This is a genomic window from Mesorhizobium erdmanii (genome assembly GCF_013170725.1).
Taxonomy (GTDB): domain Bacteria; phylum Pseudomonadota; class Alphaproteobacteria; order Rhizobiales; family Rhizobiaceae; genus Mesorhizobium; species Mesorhizobium erdmanii.
The window spans coordinates 36,926-51,591 of sequence record NZ_CP033361.1; the positions used below are offsets into that span (position 1 = coordinate 36,926).

At 64.2% G+C, this 14,666-nt stretch carries 12 protein-coding genes; 4 read left to right on the forward strand and 8 right to left on the reverse strand.

From position 1 onward, the window contains the following. Positions 1-50: 50 nt before the first annotated feature. The 6 genes from EB233_RS00185 to EB233_RS00210 all read right to left on the reverse strand — a co-directional run bounded on the left by EB233_RS00185 (position 51) and on the right by EB233_RS00210 (position 6,010). Positions 51-1,154: a DUF1513 domain-containing protein gene (locus tag EB233_RS00185; RefSeq protein WP_064990547.1), complete on the reverse strand. Its 1,104-nt coding sequence runs from the start codon at positions 1,152-1,154 to the stop codon at positions 51-53. Between the two features lie 3 nt (positions 1,155-1,157). Then, on the reverse strand, positions 1,158-2,237 hold the full coding sequence (locus EB233_RS00190) for an imelysin family protein (RefSeq protein ID WP_064990546.1): 1,080 nt from the start codon (positions 2,235-2,237) through the stop codon (positions 1,158-1,160). Continuing rightward, positions 2,237-3,838, reverse strand: a complete 1,602-nt coding sequence (locus tag EB233_RS00195) for a di-heme oxidoreductase family protein (RefSeq protein WP_064990545.1) — start codon at positions 3,836-3,838, stop codon at positions 2,237-2,239. The genes EB233_RS00190 and EB233_RS00195 overlap by 1 nt, the downstream gene beginning before the upstream one ends. Positions 3,839-3,850: 12 nt before the next feature. Further along, positions 3,851-4,336 (reverse strand): bacterioferritin, encoded by a 486-nt coding sequence (gene bfr / locus EB233_RS00200; protein ID WP_027054540.1) that lies wholly within the window; start codon positions 4,334-4,336, stop codon positions 3,851-3,853. Continuing rightward, on the reverse strand, positions 4,302-4,613 hold the full coding sequence (locus tag EB233_RS00205; protein ID WP_027054541.1) for a hypothetical protein: 312 nt from the start codon (positions 4,611-4,613) through the stop codon (positions 4,302-4,304). The genes bfr and EB233_RS00205 overlap by 35 nt, the downstream gene beginning before the upstream one ends. Before the next feature lie 107 nt (positions 4,614-4,720). Then, on the reverse strand, positions 4,721-6,010 hold the full coding sequence (locus tag EB233_RS00210; protein ID WP_064990544.1) for an imelysin family protein: 1,290 nt from the start codon (positions 6,008-6,010) through the stop codon (positions 4,721-4,723). A gap of 433 nt (positions 6,011-6,443) precedes the next feature. On the opposite strand from EB233_RS00210, the gene EB233_RS00215 reads away from it, so the two are divergent. Further along, on the forward strand, positions 6,444-7,697 hold the full coding sequence (locus tag EB233_RS00215; RefSeq protein ID WP_064990543.1) for an NAD(P)/FAD-dependent oxidoreductase: 1,254 nt from the start codon (positions 6,444-6,446) through the stop codon (positions 7,695-7,697). Positions 7,698-7,799: 102 nt separating this feature from the next. Here the strand turns inward: EB233_RS00215 and EB233_RS00220 are convergent, their stop codons facing one another. Both EB233_RS00220 and EB233_RS00225 read right to left on the reverse strand, forming a co-directional pair. Further along, positions 7,800-9,077, reverse strand: coding sequence for a 4-aminobutyrate--2-oxoglutarate transaminase (locus tag EB233_RS00220; protein WP_064990736.1), 1,278 nt, complete (start codon positions 9,075-9,077; stop codon positions 7,800-7,802). Positions 9,078-9,146: 69 nt separating this feature from the next. After that, positions 9,147-9,395, reverse strand: a complete 249-nt coding sequence (locus EB233_RS00225; RefSeq protein WP_171892190.1) for a hypothetical protein — start codon at positions 9,393-9,395, stop codon at positions 9,147-9,149. Between EB233_RS00225 and EB233_RS00230 the strand changes: the two genes are divergently transcribed. From EB233_RS00230 to EB233_RS00240, 3 genes are read left to right on the forward strand one after another with little or no spacing between them, the layout of a single operon-like run. After that, positions 9,394-10,440, forward strand: coding sequence for an efflux RND transporter periplasmic adaptor subunit (locus tag EB233_RS00230; protein ID WP_244277713.1), 1,047 nt, complete (start codon positions 9,394-9,396; stop codon positions 10,438-10,440). The two genes, EB233_RS00225 and EB233_RS00230, sit on opposite strands and share 2 nt — an antisense overlap. Then, positions 10,437-11,513 (forward strand): efflux RND transporter periplasmic adaptor subunit, encoded by a 1,077-nt coding sequence (locus EB233_RS00235; protein WP_064990541.1) that lies wholly within the window; start codon positions 10,437-10,439, stop codon positions 11,511-11,513. The genes EB233_RS00230 and EB233_RS00235 overlap by 4 nt, the downstream gene beginning before the upstream one ends. Further along, positions 11,513-14,608: an efflux RND transporter permease subunit gene (locus EB233_RS00240; protein WP_081294166.1), complete on the forward strand. Its 3,096-nt coding sequence runs from the start codon at positions 11,513-11,515 to the stop codon at positions 14,606-14,608. Before EB233_RS00235 ends, EB233_RS00240 begins: the two co-directional genes overlap by 1 nt. Positions 14,609-14,666 lie beyond the last annotated feature (58 nt).

Here is a 14,666-nt window from a genome sequence, read left to right on the forward strand (position 1 = left end):
GCCACCGCAAGCATAATTTGTTAAGCGGCTTCGGTTCAGCCGGCGCGCTGTCAGACCTGTTCGATGCGCAGCATGTGGTTGTCCCAGACATAGTCCGGTTCCAGCCGTGTCGCGCCGCTGCCCTCAACGATCTCGCCGGCTCCCGTGGTTGCCATGAAGCCCGACCCGTCCGGCGCAAGGCCGCAAACCTCGATCAGCGCGCTCGACGATACGACCTGGCCGCTGGCGGCATCGATCACGACAAGCGAATTGCCTTCCGGTGACGAGACGGCGACGGTGCCGGCCAAAGGATTGGCGGCGACCGAACCGATATAGTTGCGGAAGCCGGATAATATGTCCTGCGGCATGTCGAGCAAAGCCAACTCCTTGCCACGGGCGGCGCGGCCGACCAGCAGCGGCCGGTCAGTGCCCGCCCCCCGGTACTGGCAGCCGAACCAGACGGTGCCGGATGGGTCGATGTCCATGTGGCGGATAGACAGCTGGTGCAGCGCGGCCGGCAATTCGTGCTTTTCGATGAGGTCGCCGGAGACGCGGTCGATCAACACGTAGGACGGCTTCATGGTGGCGATGTTGAGCTCGGCGCGACCGTAGTCGGGATGGGTCTCGATGCCGCCATTGGCGACCGCGATCGTCCTGCCGTCGCCCAGCAGCAGAAGCTCGTGCGGCCCCATGCCGTAGGTCGGGAACTCGCCGATGCGATTGAATTTCGCCCGCGCATCGTAGACTCCGACGACGCCGGCCGCATTGTCGAAGTCGTTCTCGGTGGCATAGAGCAGGGCGCCGTCGGGCGAGAACACGCCATGGCCGAAGAAATGCCGGCCGGTGATGCTGGCGATGGTCTGCGGCGCGTCACGGCCCGAATGATCGAACACCACGGCAAATGTGCCGGGCTGGCGGGCGAAGACCACCGAACGCTTCGATATGGTATCGAAGGTGACGTCATGGCCGCGGTCGGGCAGATCGATCGCATGCAACACCTTGCCGGCCTCGGACAGGACGGCGGCGCCAAAACTGCCGTCGCGCTTGACGAAAGCGGTGGCGAAGACAGCGTCAGCAGCAAGCGTTGCCGCCCATGCCGGCGGCGCCATCGCGGCGGCAAAGCCGATGCCCGCGGCTCTGAGGAAGTCCCGGCGATCGATGAGCGAGGTTTTCAAGGCTCAATCCCCGTCCAGCGATGAAAATCCGGCGGTGAGGCCGAATTCGGCGGTCAGCCTGGTGCCGATAAGGGTCGACAGGCTGGAGGTGATCAGAGCGAGATGCTCGAGTTTTTCGCGCAGAGCCGGGTCGGCAAGCGTCTTGTCGATCGGACCCTGAATGGAGTTCGCGGTAGCGACACCGTTGGCCAGCTGGATATGGATCGACTCTGCCATCCAGCGCTCATCTTCAGGCAATGCATCGCCAAGCTTCGAGGCCTGGAACAGCGTATCGATGCCGGCGAGATTTCCGGCCAGCGAATTGGCGGTGTTTTGCGACCGCCAGTAGATCGCCTGCTTCGGCTTGTCCGCACCGGGCTTGCCGCCAAGGAAGCCTTTCAGGCGGACATCCCTCACCATTTCCAGTTCGTTGATGAAAACACCGGCCAGTTCGGTCACTGCTTCATTGCCGTCGCGGTAGAGCGCGTTCTGTGGCCCCGGATTGGCCCAGAGCGCGGCAAAGCCATCCGGCTTGTTCCAGGCTGCGCTGACCTCGCCGGCCATGGCTTCGATATTGCCGGCGACCGCGGCGCCGTAGGCGCAGCGATAGGGATTATCCTTGCCAGTCAGCGCATCGGCGCCGTCGCCGTATAGCACGAATTCCAGCGCGCCGAGCCCTTGCATGGCAATACTCTTGCCTGCCAGTTGTGCTGGATCGGTGGCGCTCGGGTCTTTGTCCGCCAGCGCCGCCTGCACCTGCTTCAGGCCGAGGCCCTTGCGATCCGGCCAGTAGAGCATGCGCTCCAGCCGGTTGTTCTCCTTGATCGGCCCGAAGCCGATGATCTCGGCTGACGACCAGGCATGGACGGTGGCGGAGAATTCAGCCCGTGCGGTTTCGAGTTCGCCTCGGGAGGGCGCTTCGCAGAGCTTGTGCACCGCTTTCGCCAGAACTTGTGCATGCTCGTGCAGGTCGGCATAGGCTGGCCGGACAAAGCCGTCGATCGCCCTCTGGATTATGTCGGAGGCCTTCACCGCCGCCGATGCCGGGGAAACACCCAGCAAGGCCAGCGGCAGGACGAAAAGCAGGGCAGAGCGCTTCAGCATCACAGTGACTCCAGGAATTTGACCAGCGCATCACGCTCGCCCGCATTGGCGGCGGCAAAGCGGTCGCGCACGCTCTGCGCCTCGCCACCATGCCACAGGATCGCCTCGGTCAGGCTGCGCGCGCGGCCATCGTGCAGAAAGAAGGAATTGCCGTTGACGGTCTGGGTCATGCCGATCCCCCACAGCGGCGGGGTGCGCCACTCGCTGCCCGTCGCATCGCCCACCGGCTGGCCGTCGGCAAGGTCCGGCCCCATGTCGTGCAGCAGGAAATCGGAATAGGGCCAGATCAGCTGGAAGGCCTGCGCCTTGTTGGGCGCATCGCGACGAGTAACGAATTTCGGCGTGTGGCAGGAAGCGCAGCCGATCTCATAGAAGACCTTCTTGCCGGCCAGCACATCAGGCGCAGCGAGATCGCGGCGCGCCGGCACGGCAAGGTTCTGCGAATAGAAGGTGACGAGATCCATCACGGGTGACGGCGCCTCGACCTGACCCAGGCGCGCCTGCACGCCGTTCGGCATTGCAAGGCATTTTGCTTCGGCGGCGGTGCAATCGCCCCAATGTTTCGGCTCTTCCGGTGTCGAGATGCCGATGTCGCCGGCAAAAGCATCCGCCGCCTGCTGGCGGATCGACGCGGTCTGCGCCTTCCAGCCGAAACGGCCAAGCGTCAACCCCCCGCTATGGCTGTCGCGCACGATGTTCGGTTTGCCGGAAATCCCGTCACCATCAAGATCGTCCGGGTCAGCGTGAGCGAGAATGTCAGCTGGAGCGATCTGCTCGATCAGGCCAAGGCCGATCATTGGCGGTGTCAGGCGCGGCGACAGCGTCGTGCGCGGATCGAGTGGCCCGTAGCCGAACTCGGTGACGGAGTAGCTGGGCTTGCGCAGGAAAACCACGGCGCCATCCGTCAGTTCCACCTTACGTTCCTGATAATCGACATGCATGCGGCCTTCGCCGCGCAGTCCGGGCACCGCCAGCTCCTGCAACTGCGCTCCATAGACGGGATCGGGGAAATTGAGCAGTTGATGGCCGGCGATGGCTGCCTTCTCTTCAGCACTGCTCGCCTCGCGCGCGAGCCGCAGGAACATCGAGGTGGTTCCGGCATCGCCTTGCGGCGGACGGCCGCGGCCGTCCTTCAGATGACAGTTCTGGCAGGCGCGTTCGTTGAACAGCGGACCAAGCCCGTCCGACGCCTGTGTCGAGGATGGCGACGACACCCAGTTCTTGCGAAACAAAGCGTTGCCGAGCTTGAAGGTGCCCTCTTCCTCGAAGGTGAGGTTGGCCGAGGATTGCGAGAAGGCATCGCGGTCGACGTCTTTCTCCGACGTGCCGGCGCCACCTTGCATCAACTCGAACGGCTCGGGTTTCGAGAAATCCGTGGTTGGCCTGGTGACGGCGGTGACACGCGCCTGATCCTTGGCATTGAGATCGCTGCGCTCGGTGGCGAGCCCCGGCGGCTGAAGGTCGCCGGCAATCGCGGACGATGTCAGCGCCAGTACGACAACGGCACAACGCCGACGAGCCGGTACGGCTGGTCTTTTCAGGAGAGGCGGCGAGCCGGCGGCCCGCCGCAAGCGGCGCGAGAATTCTAAGAGGCGCCGCATTCCCGCATGCCTTTACTCCGCCTCGTTGGCCGGGTCGGCGTTGAGCTGGCCGTACTTCTCCTCGCCGATCGAGGCGAGCAGGTCGAGCTGCGTCTCGAGGAAGTCGATGTGACCTTCCTCGTCAGCCAGCAGATCCTCGAACAGCTTCATCGTCACGTAGTCGCCCACTTCGTGGCAGATCTCGCGCGAACGCTTGTAGGCAGTGCGCGCGTCATATTCGCCGGCCAGGTCGGATTCGAGCACTTCCTTGACGTTCTGCCCGATGCGCAGCGGCGCCACGGACTGCAGGTTCGGATGGCCTTCAAGGAAGATGATACGGGCGATGAGCCTGTCGGCATGATGCATTTCCTCGATCGATTCCGCCCGCTCCTTCTTTGCGAGCTTGGTGTATCCCCAGTCCTCCAGCAGACGGAAATGCACCCAATATTGGTTGACGGCACCGAGTTCCAGAAAGAGCGCCTCGTTAAGCCGCTCGATGATCTGACTTTCGCCTTTCATGGATTCTGCTCCCGTATTGGACGCGCAGGCCTCTGACGCGATCCAGGTGTGAAACGATATCCACGCCGCTCGCCTCCGAGCGGGCGTGGTAATTTTCGGTGACCCGAATGATCGTTTCCACCACATTCGGGAAGCAGCCGCAACAGCGACCGCGCTTTTGCATCGTGTGGTAGATTTTTGCCGGCACGATCAGTTGCCAGGGATCCTGGTCCAGCAGCCCGATGATCGTCTGCTCGATCTCCTTCTCCGTGATGATGTTGCAATGGCAGATCAGCATTTACAGTGCTCGGATGGCTGACGGCGCCTCCCGCGCCGTGTGGCTTAATTTTCTGCCGGAACCCTATTCCGAAGCCGATCGCGCGGCTCCGGATCGTGCTCCAGGCCTTACTTGAAAACCTTGTCGGGTGCGTCGAGGCTGTCTGAACCCTCGAAGGCGATGGCATTGAGTTTCAGCGAGCCGACGGCGCGTTCGATCGACTTGGTCTGGTCGATCAGCGCGTCGATCGCTGCCTGCACCGTCGCATTGCCCTCGGTGTTACCCTCGGCGATCTGCTGGTCATAGGCCTCGCCGGCCTCGGCCCTTGCCTTGATCGCCTCCATCTTGGCGACGGTGACATCGAGTTTGTCGGACAGTTCCTTGTCGATCGCCGGATCAGCGGCCTTGACCATGTCATGCACCGAAGGTCCAGAAACCACCGTGCCATCCAGGCGTGTGTAACTGGCAAGGTAGGCGGCACGAATGCCGATGGCGTCATAGAGATGCGAATTGTGGGTGTTGTCGGAGAAGCAGTCCTGCTCCTCTTCCGGATCGTGCAGCAACAGGCCGAGCTTCATGCGCTCGCCCGCCAGTTCACCATAGGACAGCGAACCCATGCCGGTGAGGATGACAGATATCGCCGTGTTCGGCTCGCCATCGACCAGGTTCTTGCGCGCCGCGCCGTCTTCCTTCCAGTTTCCGACCATTTCCTGCAGGTCCGAAACCAGAAGCGTGCTGGCCGACTTCAGATACTCGGCCCGGCGGTCGCAATTGCCGCCGGTGCAGTTCTTGAGGTCGTAGTCGGTGTAGGGGCGCTCGCCGGCGCCCGGGCCGGTGCCGTGCAGATCCTGGCCCCAGAGCAGGAATTCGATGGCGTGATAGCCGGTGGCGACATTGGCCTCGATCCCGCCGGCCTCCTGCAGCGTGCCGGACAGGAACTCCGGCGAAAGCTTCGAGGCGTCGACCTTCTTGCCGTTGATCTCGATTTCCTTGTTGGCGATCACATTGGCCGTATAGAGCGAATTCGCGTCCGACTCGGTGCCATAGCTTTTGGCGACATAGTCGATCAGGCCTTCGTCCAGCGGCCAGGAATTCACCTTGCCTTCCCAATCATCGACGATCTTGTTGCCGAAGCGATAGACCTCGGTCTGCTGGTAGGGCACGCGCGATGCCTTCCAGGCGTCGCGCGCAGCCCCGAGGGTTTCCGCCGACGGATTGGCAAGCAACGCATCGACTGCCTTGTCGAGCGCCTGCGCCGTGGTCAGCGAATCCTCATATTTGGCGAGCCCGATATCGGCATAGGTCTTGATAACCGCTTTCGCATCGGTTTCCGCCCTAGCAGGCAGCACGAACACCGCCGCCGTCAGCAGCGCCGTGGCACCAATTGCCGCGAGCCTGCCGCCATATCGTGCTGTCATTATCGCTCTCCAGTTTTTTGGGAATTCCATAAAAGGCGCGCGCGGCGACCGGCGCGAGGCCATGTGCATGCCACCTGCCAAAAGGCGTGCCGCGCTGTCGCGCGGTTCAGGGAAGAAAGACACCAAAATGCCTCCAATCGAACGGGTTCAAGGCCCAGACATCAAAGGGATGCGCCAATGCGCAGGCTTCCATAAAGCTTCGACGCCGATGGAAGTCAATGGAAATCGACAGGAAAAACCAATTGAAACAATAGTTTAGAATTATTCTAAACTAGAATGCTCAACTTTACACCCTTGCTGCACCGAGCTGACTTCGGAACTGTATGATTGACAGCCGCCATTCCGGGTGCGACCCGCAAACGCCGTCTTGCGGCGGCGTCAGACAATTGCCACGTGGTGAGGCGTCCTAGAATCGAACCGGGATTGGAATGCGATGAAGAACGGCGTGGTCATTGTCGGTGCGGGTCATGCGGGCGTGCAGGCGGCCGCCAGTCTGCGCGAGGACGGCTATGACGGACCGGTGATCCTGATCAGTGACGAGAACGAGCTGCCCTACCACAAGCCGCCGCTGTCGAAGACCTTCATCAAGGATGCCGAGGCCAAACCGCAGCCCTTGCGTGGCGAGGCCTTTTATACCGGCAGCGCCATCGACTACCGGGCGGGCGTTCGGATCGAGCGTATCGATGCCGGCGGACGCCGCCTGGAAATATCGGGCGGCGGTGCGCTCGCCTTCGATCATCTGATCCTGGCAACCGGATCGCGCCCGCGTGTCCTGCCTCTGCCCGGCTCGGACCTGTCCGGCGTCTTGTCGCTGCGCTCGCTTGCCGATGCGCGGCTGATCCGGGATTTGAGCGTGCGGAGCCAGGATGTCGTCATCCTCGGCGGTGGCTTCATCGGGCTGGAAATCGCCGCGACGCTGCGCGCGGCCGGTCGCACGGTAACGGTGGTGGAAGCGGTCGACCGACTGCTCGGCCGCGCCGTTGCCCCGGTGGTCGCAAGCCATGTCCGGCAAAGGCTGGAAGCGGCAGGCGTGCGCATCCTCACCGGCACCTCGATTGCAAGGCTCGAAGGCGAAAACGACCATGTCACGGCCGCGATCACCTCGTTAGGCGAAAGGCTGCCGGCGCGCATGGTCATCGTCGGCATCGGTGCCGTGCCGAATGTCGAACTGGCGCAGGACGCCGGCCTTGCCATCGCCAACGGCATCCGCGTCGACCACCAGATGCGCAGCTCGGTGCCGGAAATCCTGGCCATCGGCGACGCCGCCTCCTACCGGCACTGGTTCACCGGCGGCGACGTGCGGCTGGAATCGGTGCAGAACGCCACCGACCAGGCGCGCCTCGCGGCCCGCACGATATCAGGCCACGCGGACGCCTATTCGGCGGTACCCTGGTTCTGGTCGGACATTGGCGACATGAAGCTGCAGATGGTCGGACTGACCGCCGGCGGCGACAGCCACGTCGTGCTTGGCGACCTGCCCGACAACAAGTTCTCGATCTACCACTATGCCGGCGACCGGCTGCTCGGTATCGAATCCGTCAACCGCCCCGGCGACCACATGCTCGGCCGCAAGATGCTCGGCGCCGGCTTCTCACCGACGCCGCAGATGGTCGCGGCGGGACCGGATGGGTTGAAGGCGGCGCTGGCCGCGTTTCAACAGGGTGAACCTGCAAAGGCCGTTGGGTAGATGACATCCTAGGTCAAACGTCAATTTCGACGTCTGCGCTGCCCCTCATCCGCCTGCCGGCACCTTCTCCCCGTATAGTGACGGGGAGAAGGCAAGCACTGCTCAGGCGGCGCAGACTTCGCGGATCGAGCTTTCCAGGATGTCGAGGGCTTCGTTCATGACTTCGTCCTGAATGGTGATCGGTGCCAGGAAGCGGATAACGTTGCCGTAGACGCCGCAGGTCAAAAGGATCAGCCCCTTGTCGAGCGCCTTCAGCCGGATGGCATTGGCGATCTCGGCCGATGGCAGCCCCTTCTTGACGTCGTTGAACTCGACGGCGTTCATGAAACCGAGGCCCCTTATGTCGACGATCTCGGGCACGTCGTCGCGGATCGACTGCAAGCGCTGCTTCAGCCGCGCGCCCAGCGTGTTGGCGCGGTCGCAGAGCTTCTCGTCCTCGATCACGTCGAGCACGGCATGTGCCGCGGCAACGCCGATGGGGCTGCCGCCATAGGTGCCACCGAGGCCGCCAGGGCCGGGCGCATCCATGATTTCGGCACGGCCGGTCACCGCCGACAGCGGGAAGCCGCCGGCGAGGCTCTTGGCCATGGTGGTGATGTCGGCGGCGACTTCATGATGGTCCATCGCGAACATCTTGCCGGTGCGGGCAAAGCCGGTCTGCACCTCGTCGGCGATCAAAAGCATGCCGTGCTGGTCGCAGAGCTTGCGCAGCGCCGTCAGGAATTCGCGCGGCGCCTCGTAGAAACCGCCCTCGCCCTGGACCGGCTCGACGATGATGGCGGCGACGCGGGCCGGATCGACATCGGCCTTGAACAGTCGGTCGAGCGCGGCCAGCGAATCGGCAACCGACACGCCGTGCAGCGGCACCGGGAACGGCGCGTGATAGACGTCGCCCGGCATGGCGCCGAAGCCGACCTTGTAGGGCACGACCTTGCCGGTCAGCGCCATGCCCATGAAGGTGCGGCCGTGGAAGCCGCCGGCAAAGGCGATGACGGCCTGGCGCCCGGTTGCGTTGCGCGCGATCTTGATGGCATTTTCGACCGCCTCGGCGCCGGTGGTGACGAAGATGGTCTTCTTCTCGAACTTGCCGGGCAGCATGGCGTTCAGCCGTTCGGCCAGCCGCACATAGCTCTCATAGGGCACAACCTGGTGGCAGGTGTGGGTGAAGCGGTCGAGTTGCGCCTTGACCGCCTCGATCACCCTGGGATGGCGATGGCCGGTGTTGACGACGGCGATGCCCGAGGAGAAGTCGATGTAGCGGCGGCCCTCGACATCCCAGATCTCCGAATTTTCAGCCCGGTCGGCATAGATCTGCGTGGTCATGCCGACGCCGCGCGAGATCGACTGGTTCTTGCGTTCGGAAATGGCTGAATTCTTCATGATATCCCTCATCGGGCCGGCGCCCGTTCTCGTTGATCAGATGTCTTCTGACCTTATTTCACGTTTTCCTCAAGTCGGCACCACCGGCTGGCGATTGGGCCTGAATATCGGGGTCCCCCTTAACCAATCATCCGATACGCGTACGAGACCGGTTTTCTTTTTCCGGGGATTGATTATCCTCCTGGCATCCGCGAGGTATGGCGACCGGCGGCTGAGGGAGCCCATGAGCAGGAACGCGACATCGTCCGTCTCGCCGCCATCCGTCAAAACCTCCAGCCTTTTGTCTTTTCCAATCGCCTCGGCAGTGTCAGCGTTCATGGCCGCGATCCTGCTGGCCGGCTGCCAGAAGCAGGAGGCCGCGGACAAGAAACTGCCGGTCATGGTGCGCACCGAAACGGTGGCTATGGCCGACTATGCGCCGCGAACCTCGCTGACCGGGGTGATCGCGGCGCGCACGCTGAACAATCTGTCGTTCCGGGTCGGCGGCCGCGTCGCCGAACGGCTTGTCGATATCGGCCAGCATGTCGACCAGGGCGCGGTACTTGCCCGCATCGATCCGCAAGAGCAGGAATCCGACCTGCGCTCGGCACAGGCCGATCTCGACGCGGCACAAGCGCAGCTGACCCAGTCCGCCGCTGCCTTCGAGCGACAGAAGACGCTGCTTGCCCAGGGCTTCACCACCAGGCGCGACTATGATGCCGCCGACCAGGCGCTGAAGGTGGCGCAAGGCAGCGTCGATGCCGCGCAGAGCGCATTCGCCAACGCCCGGCAAAACCTGTCCTTCACCGAGCTCAAGGCGGGCGCGGCCGGCGTCATCACCGCCCGCCAGGTCGAAGCCGGCCAGGTGGTGCAAGCGGCGCAAACCATATTCACGGTCGCCGAGGACGGCGACCGCGATGCCGTCTTCAACGTGCAGGAGACTCTGGTCGCCAAGACGCCGCCCTCGCCGGCGGTGACGATCACGCTGTTGTCCGATCCGCAGGTCCGGGCGACAGGCAAGGTGCGAGAAATCTCGCCGGCGGTCGATCAGGCCTCCGGTTCGATCCGGGTCAAGATCGGCATTCCCGACACGCCCGCCGGCATGCCGCTGGGGGCAGCCGTCATCGGCTCGGTCAGCGCCAAGCCGGAGAAGGCGGTCCTGCTGCCCTGGCAGGCGCTCACGTCCAGCGCCGGCAAACCGGCGGTCTGGATCGTCGACCCTTCGACCAAGACGGTGGCGGCGGCGCCGGTCGAGGTCCTGGCCTTCAGTTCGGGCACGGTCGTCATCGCCAGCGGATTGACCGAAGGCCAAAGCGTGGTGACCGCAGGCGGACAGTTGCTCAGTCCCGGGCAAACGGTCGAGATATCGGGAGCGGGCCAATGAGACGCTTGCCGTACCTCATACCTGGCCTGTTCGTACTCGGCGCGCTCGCCGCTTGCTCGAAATCCGAGGAAAAGCCACCGGAGATCATCCGGCCCGTGCTGTCGGTGGTCATCGAGCCGCGCACCACGCAGATCTATGGCTTTGCCGGCTCGGTCGAGCCGCAGGTCAGCGCCGACCTCGCCTTCCGCCTGCTCGGCCGGGTCGTTTCACGCGACGTCAAGGTCGGCGACATCGTCAGCAAGGGCACGACGATTGCCGCGCTCGACCCGACCGCGCTGGAACTGGCCGCTCAGGCGGCCAAGGCGGAACTCTCCAATGCCGAGGCACAGTTCGCCAACGCCGCCGCCAGCGAGGAGCGGCAGCGCCAGCTGCTCGCCTCGGCCAACGCCTCGCAGGCCGTCTTCGATGCCGCGCAGCAGGCAAGGAAGGCGGCCGAGGCCAACGTCGAGCGGGCCCGGGCGTCGCTTGCCAAATCGCAGGAGCAGCTTGGCTATACCAGGCTGTTCTCGGATTTCGACGGCGTCGTCACCGCGGTCGGTGCCGAGGTCGGCCAGACCGTCTCGGCCGGCCAGACTGTCGTCACCGTGGCGCGCTCGGATCTGCGCGAGGCGGTGGTCGATATTCCCGATCAGTTGACCGGCGATCTCACGGCCGGGACACAGTTCCATGTGATCCTGCAATCGCTGCCCACCATCCAGACCGAGGCCAAACTGCGCGAGATCGCGCCACAGGCCGAGGGCTCGACACGCACCCGGCGCGTCAAGCTGACGCTTACCGATCCGCCGCAGGCCTTCCGGCTCGGCTCGACGGTGACGGCGACCCGCATGACCAAGGTAGCGCCGACGATCGAACTGCCCCTCTCGGCGCTGCTCGAAAAGAACGGTGCCGATGAGGTGTGGATCGTCGATCCGCGGACCTCGAGCGTGAGCGCGAAAGAGATAAAGGTGGCCGCCAAGGATGCCGCCACCTTCACCGTCGCCGAAGGGCTCGAAGCCGGCATGCGCGTGGTCACGGCGGGCGTCCACAGCCTGAGCGAAGGCCAGAAGGTCAAAGTGCCGGAGGGCGGCGTCTGATGAAGGGCTTCAACCTCTCCGACTGGGCGCTCAGCCACCGCTCAATGGTCTGGTATTTCATGCTGGTCTTCGTGGTGGCAGGCATCTTCTCCTACCTCAATCTCGGCCGTGAGGAAGACCCCAACTTCACCATCAAGACGATGATCATCCAGGCCAACTGGCCGGGCGCGTCGGTCAAGGAGACCGTGCAGCAGGTGACCGACCGCATCGAGAAGAAGCTCGAGGAGCTCGACAGTCTCGACTACACCAAATCCGTCACCACCGCCGGCCAGACCGTCATCTTCGTCAACCTGAAGGATACCACCAAGGCGCGCGATGTCGTGCCGAACTGGATTCAGGTGCGCAACATGGTCAACGACATCAAGGCGCAGTTTCCGCAAGGCGTTCAGGGACCGTTCTTCAACGACCGCTTCGGCGATGTCTACGGCAACATCTACGCTTTCACATCAGACGGGCTGACGCCGCGCCAATTGCGCGATTATGTCGAGGATGTCCGCACCAAGATCCTGACTGTGCCCAATGCCGGCAAGGTCGATCTGGTCGGCGCGCAGGACGAAGCCATCTATCTCGAATTCTCGACCCGCCAGATCGCCGCCCTTGGCCTCAACCAGCAGGCGATCGTGGCCAGCCTGCAGGCGCAGAACGCGATCACGCCGTCCGGCGTCATCCAGTCCGGGCCGGAGCGCATCAGCGTACGCGTCGGCGGCCAGTTCACCTCGGAGGACAGCCTGCGCGCCATCAATCTGCGCGTCAACGATCGCTTCTTCCGGCTGAGCGACGTGGCGACGATCACGCGCGGCTATGTCGATCCGCCGACGGCGCTGTTCCGCTTCAATGGCCAGGACGCCATCGGTCTCGCCATCGGCATGAAGCCCAACGCCAACCTGCTCGAATTCGGCAAGGCTCTGCACGTGGAGATGAACAAGGTGCTGGCCGACCTGCCGGTCGGCGTCGGCGTGCATCTGGTCGCCGACCAGCCGGTCATCGTCGAGGAGGCCGTCTCGGGCTTCACGCGTGCGCTGTTCGAGGCGGTGGCCATCGTGCTCGCGGTGTCGTTCATCAGCCTTGGCATGCGCGCCGGTTTCGTCGTGGCGCTGTCGATCCCGCTGGTGCTGGCCATCACCTTCACGGTCATGGAATATCTCGGCATTTCGCTGCAGCGCATTTCGCTCGGCGCATTGATCATCGCGCTCGGGCTGCTGGTCGACGATGCCATGATCGCCGTCGAGATGATGGTGGCGCGGCTGGAGGTCGGCGACAATCTGCGCAAGGCAGCGACCTATGTCTACACATCGACCGCCTTTCCGATGCTGACCGGCACGCTGGTCACCGTCGCCGGCTTCATCCCGATCGGCCTCAATTCGAGTGCGGCCGGCGAATACACCTTCACCCTGTTCGTCGTCATCGCCGTGTCGCTGCTGGTGTCATGGATCGTGGCGGTGCTGTTCGCGCCGCTGCTCGGCGTCACCATCCTGCCGGCGACGATGAAGGCCAAGCATCACGACCAGCCGGGACGGTTCACCGCACTGTTCCGGCGCGTGCTTGTCGGCTCGGTGCGCCATCACTGGCTGACCATCATCGTCACGGTGCTGCTGTTCGCCGGCTCGATCGCCGGCTTTGGCCTGGTGCAGCAGCAGTTCTTCCCGCCGTCCGACCGGCCGGAGCTGATTGTCGACTGGAACCTGCCGCAGAATTCCTCGATCGCCGACACGCGCGACCAGATGCAGCGCTTCGAGCAGCGGGCGCTGGTCGGCAATCCCGACATCGACCATTTCTCGTCCTATATCGGCCAGGGCGCGGTGCGCTTCGTGCTGGCCTATGACGTGCAGCCGGCCAACCCCTATTTCGGCCAGACGGTCATCGTCACCAAGAGCATCGAGGCCCGCAACCGGGTGAAGCCGGCTTTGGAAAAGCTGCTGCGCGCGGAGTTCGTCGGCACCGACGCCTTCGTCAAGCCGCTGGAACTCGGGCCGCCGGTCGGCCGCCCGGTGCAGTACCGCGTCGGCGGACCCGACATCCAGATGGTACGCGAGTTGGCCCAGCAATTCGCCGGCGTGATCTCGGCCAACCCAAAGTTGGCAGCACCCACCTTCGACTGGAACGAGCCGCAACGCGTTCTGAGGGTCGACGTGCTGCAGGACAAGGCGCGCCAACTCGGCATCACCTCCTCCGATATCGCCAGCGCGCTGAACAGCACGATCGGCGGCGCCACGATCACGCAGGTGCGCGACGCCACCTATCTGATCGATGTCGTGGCGCGCTCACGCGATGCCGAACGCGGCTCGATCGGGACGCTGCAGAACATGCAGCTGCCGACCAGCACCGGCGAAGCGATCCCGCTCGCGGCCGTGGCCAACTTCCGCTACGAGCTCGAGCAGCCGACGGTGTGGCGGCGTGACCGCATTCCGACGATCACCGTGCGCGCCGGCTTGGTCGGCGACGTACTGCCAGCCACGGTCGTCAACGAACTGAAGCCATCGGTCGAAGCCTTCATCGCCAAGCTGCCGCCGGGCTATTCGGTCGAGACCGCCGGCTCGGTCGAGGAAAGTGCCAAGAGCCAGGGGCCGATCGCCGCCGTGGTGCCGTTGATGCTGTTCGTCATGGCGACCATCCTGATGATCCAGTTGCAGAGCTTCCAGCGCCTGTTCCTGGTCGTGGCGGTGGCGCCGCTCGGGCTGATCGGCGTGGTGGCGGCCCTGGTGCCGAGCGGCGCGCCGCTGGGCTTCGTCGCCATCCTCGGCGTGCTGGCGCTGATCGGCATCCTGATCCGCAACTCGGTCATCCTGATCGTGCAGATCGAGGATCTCGTCCGGGAGGGCAAGGACCGCTGGGCGGCAGTCATCGAGGCGACCGAGCACCGCATGCGGCCGATCGCGCTGACCGCGGCGGCCGCCAGCCTCGCACTGATCCCGATCGCCCGCGAAGTGTTCTGGGGTCCAATGGCCTATGCGATGATGGGCGGTATCATCGCGGGCACTGCGATCACGCTGCTGTTCCTGCCGGCGCTGTATGTCACGTGGTTCAGGATCAAGGAGCCGGGTGGGAATGGCGAGGCCGCAGACAGCGAAGCGGTGGCGGAAGCCAGTACAGCCTGAGCCTATTGAGATCGGAAAGGCTGGCGGGACAGAGGGGGGCGCCAGGGAACTCGACGAT

Bases quoted from the DNA above. Each gene is read 5' to 3' on its own strand.
- bfr (WP_027054540.1), bottom strand. From the start codon at position 4,336: ATGAAAGGCGAAAGTCAGATCATCGAGCGGCTTAACGAGGCGCTCTTT.
- EB233_RS00225 (WP_171892190.1), bottom strand. From the start codon at position 9,395: ATGAACGCTGACACTGCCGAGGCGATTGGAAAAGACAAAAGGCTGGAG.
- EB233_RS00220 (WP_064990736.1), bottom strand. From the start codon at position 9,077: ATGAAGAATTCAGCCATTTCCGAACGCAAGAACCAGTCGATCTCGCGC.
- EB233_RS00190 (WP_064990546.1), bottom strand. From the start codon at position 2,237: ATGCTGAAGCGCTCTGCCCTGCTTTTCGTCCTGCCGCTGGCCTTGCTG.
- EB233_RS00240 (WP_081294166.1), top strand. From the start codon at position 11,513: ATGAAGGGCTTCAACCTCTCCGACTGGGCGCTCAGCCACCGCTCAATG.
- EB233_RS00205 (WP_027054541.1), bottom strand. From the start codon at position 4,613: ATGCTGATCTGCCATTGCAACATCATCACGGAGAAGGAGATCGAGCAG.
- EB233_RS00235 (WP_064990541.1), top strand. From the start codon at position 10,437: ATGAGACGCTTGCCGTACCTCATACCTGGCCTGTTCGTACTCGGCGCG.
- EB233_RS00195 (WP_064990545.1), bottom strand. From the start codon at position 3,838: ATGCGGCGCCTCTTAGAATTCTCGCGCCGCTTGCGGCGGGCCGCCGGC.
- EB233_RS00210 (WP_064990544.1), bottom strand. From the start codon at position 6,010: ATGACAGCACGATATGGCGGCAGGCTCGCGGCAATTGGTGCCACGGCG.
- EB233_RS00215 (WP_064990543.1), top strand. From the start codon at position 6,444: ATGAAGAACGGCGTGGTCATTGTCGGTGCGGGTCATGCGGGCGTGCAG.
- EB233_RS00230 (WP_244277713.1), top strand. From the start codon at position 9,394: ATGGCCGCGATCCTGCTGGCCGGCTGCCAGAAGCAGGAGGCCGCGGAC.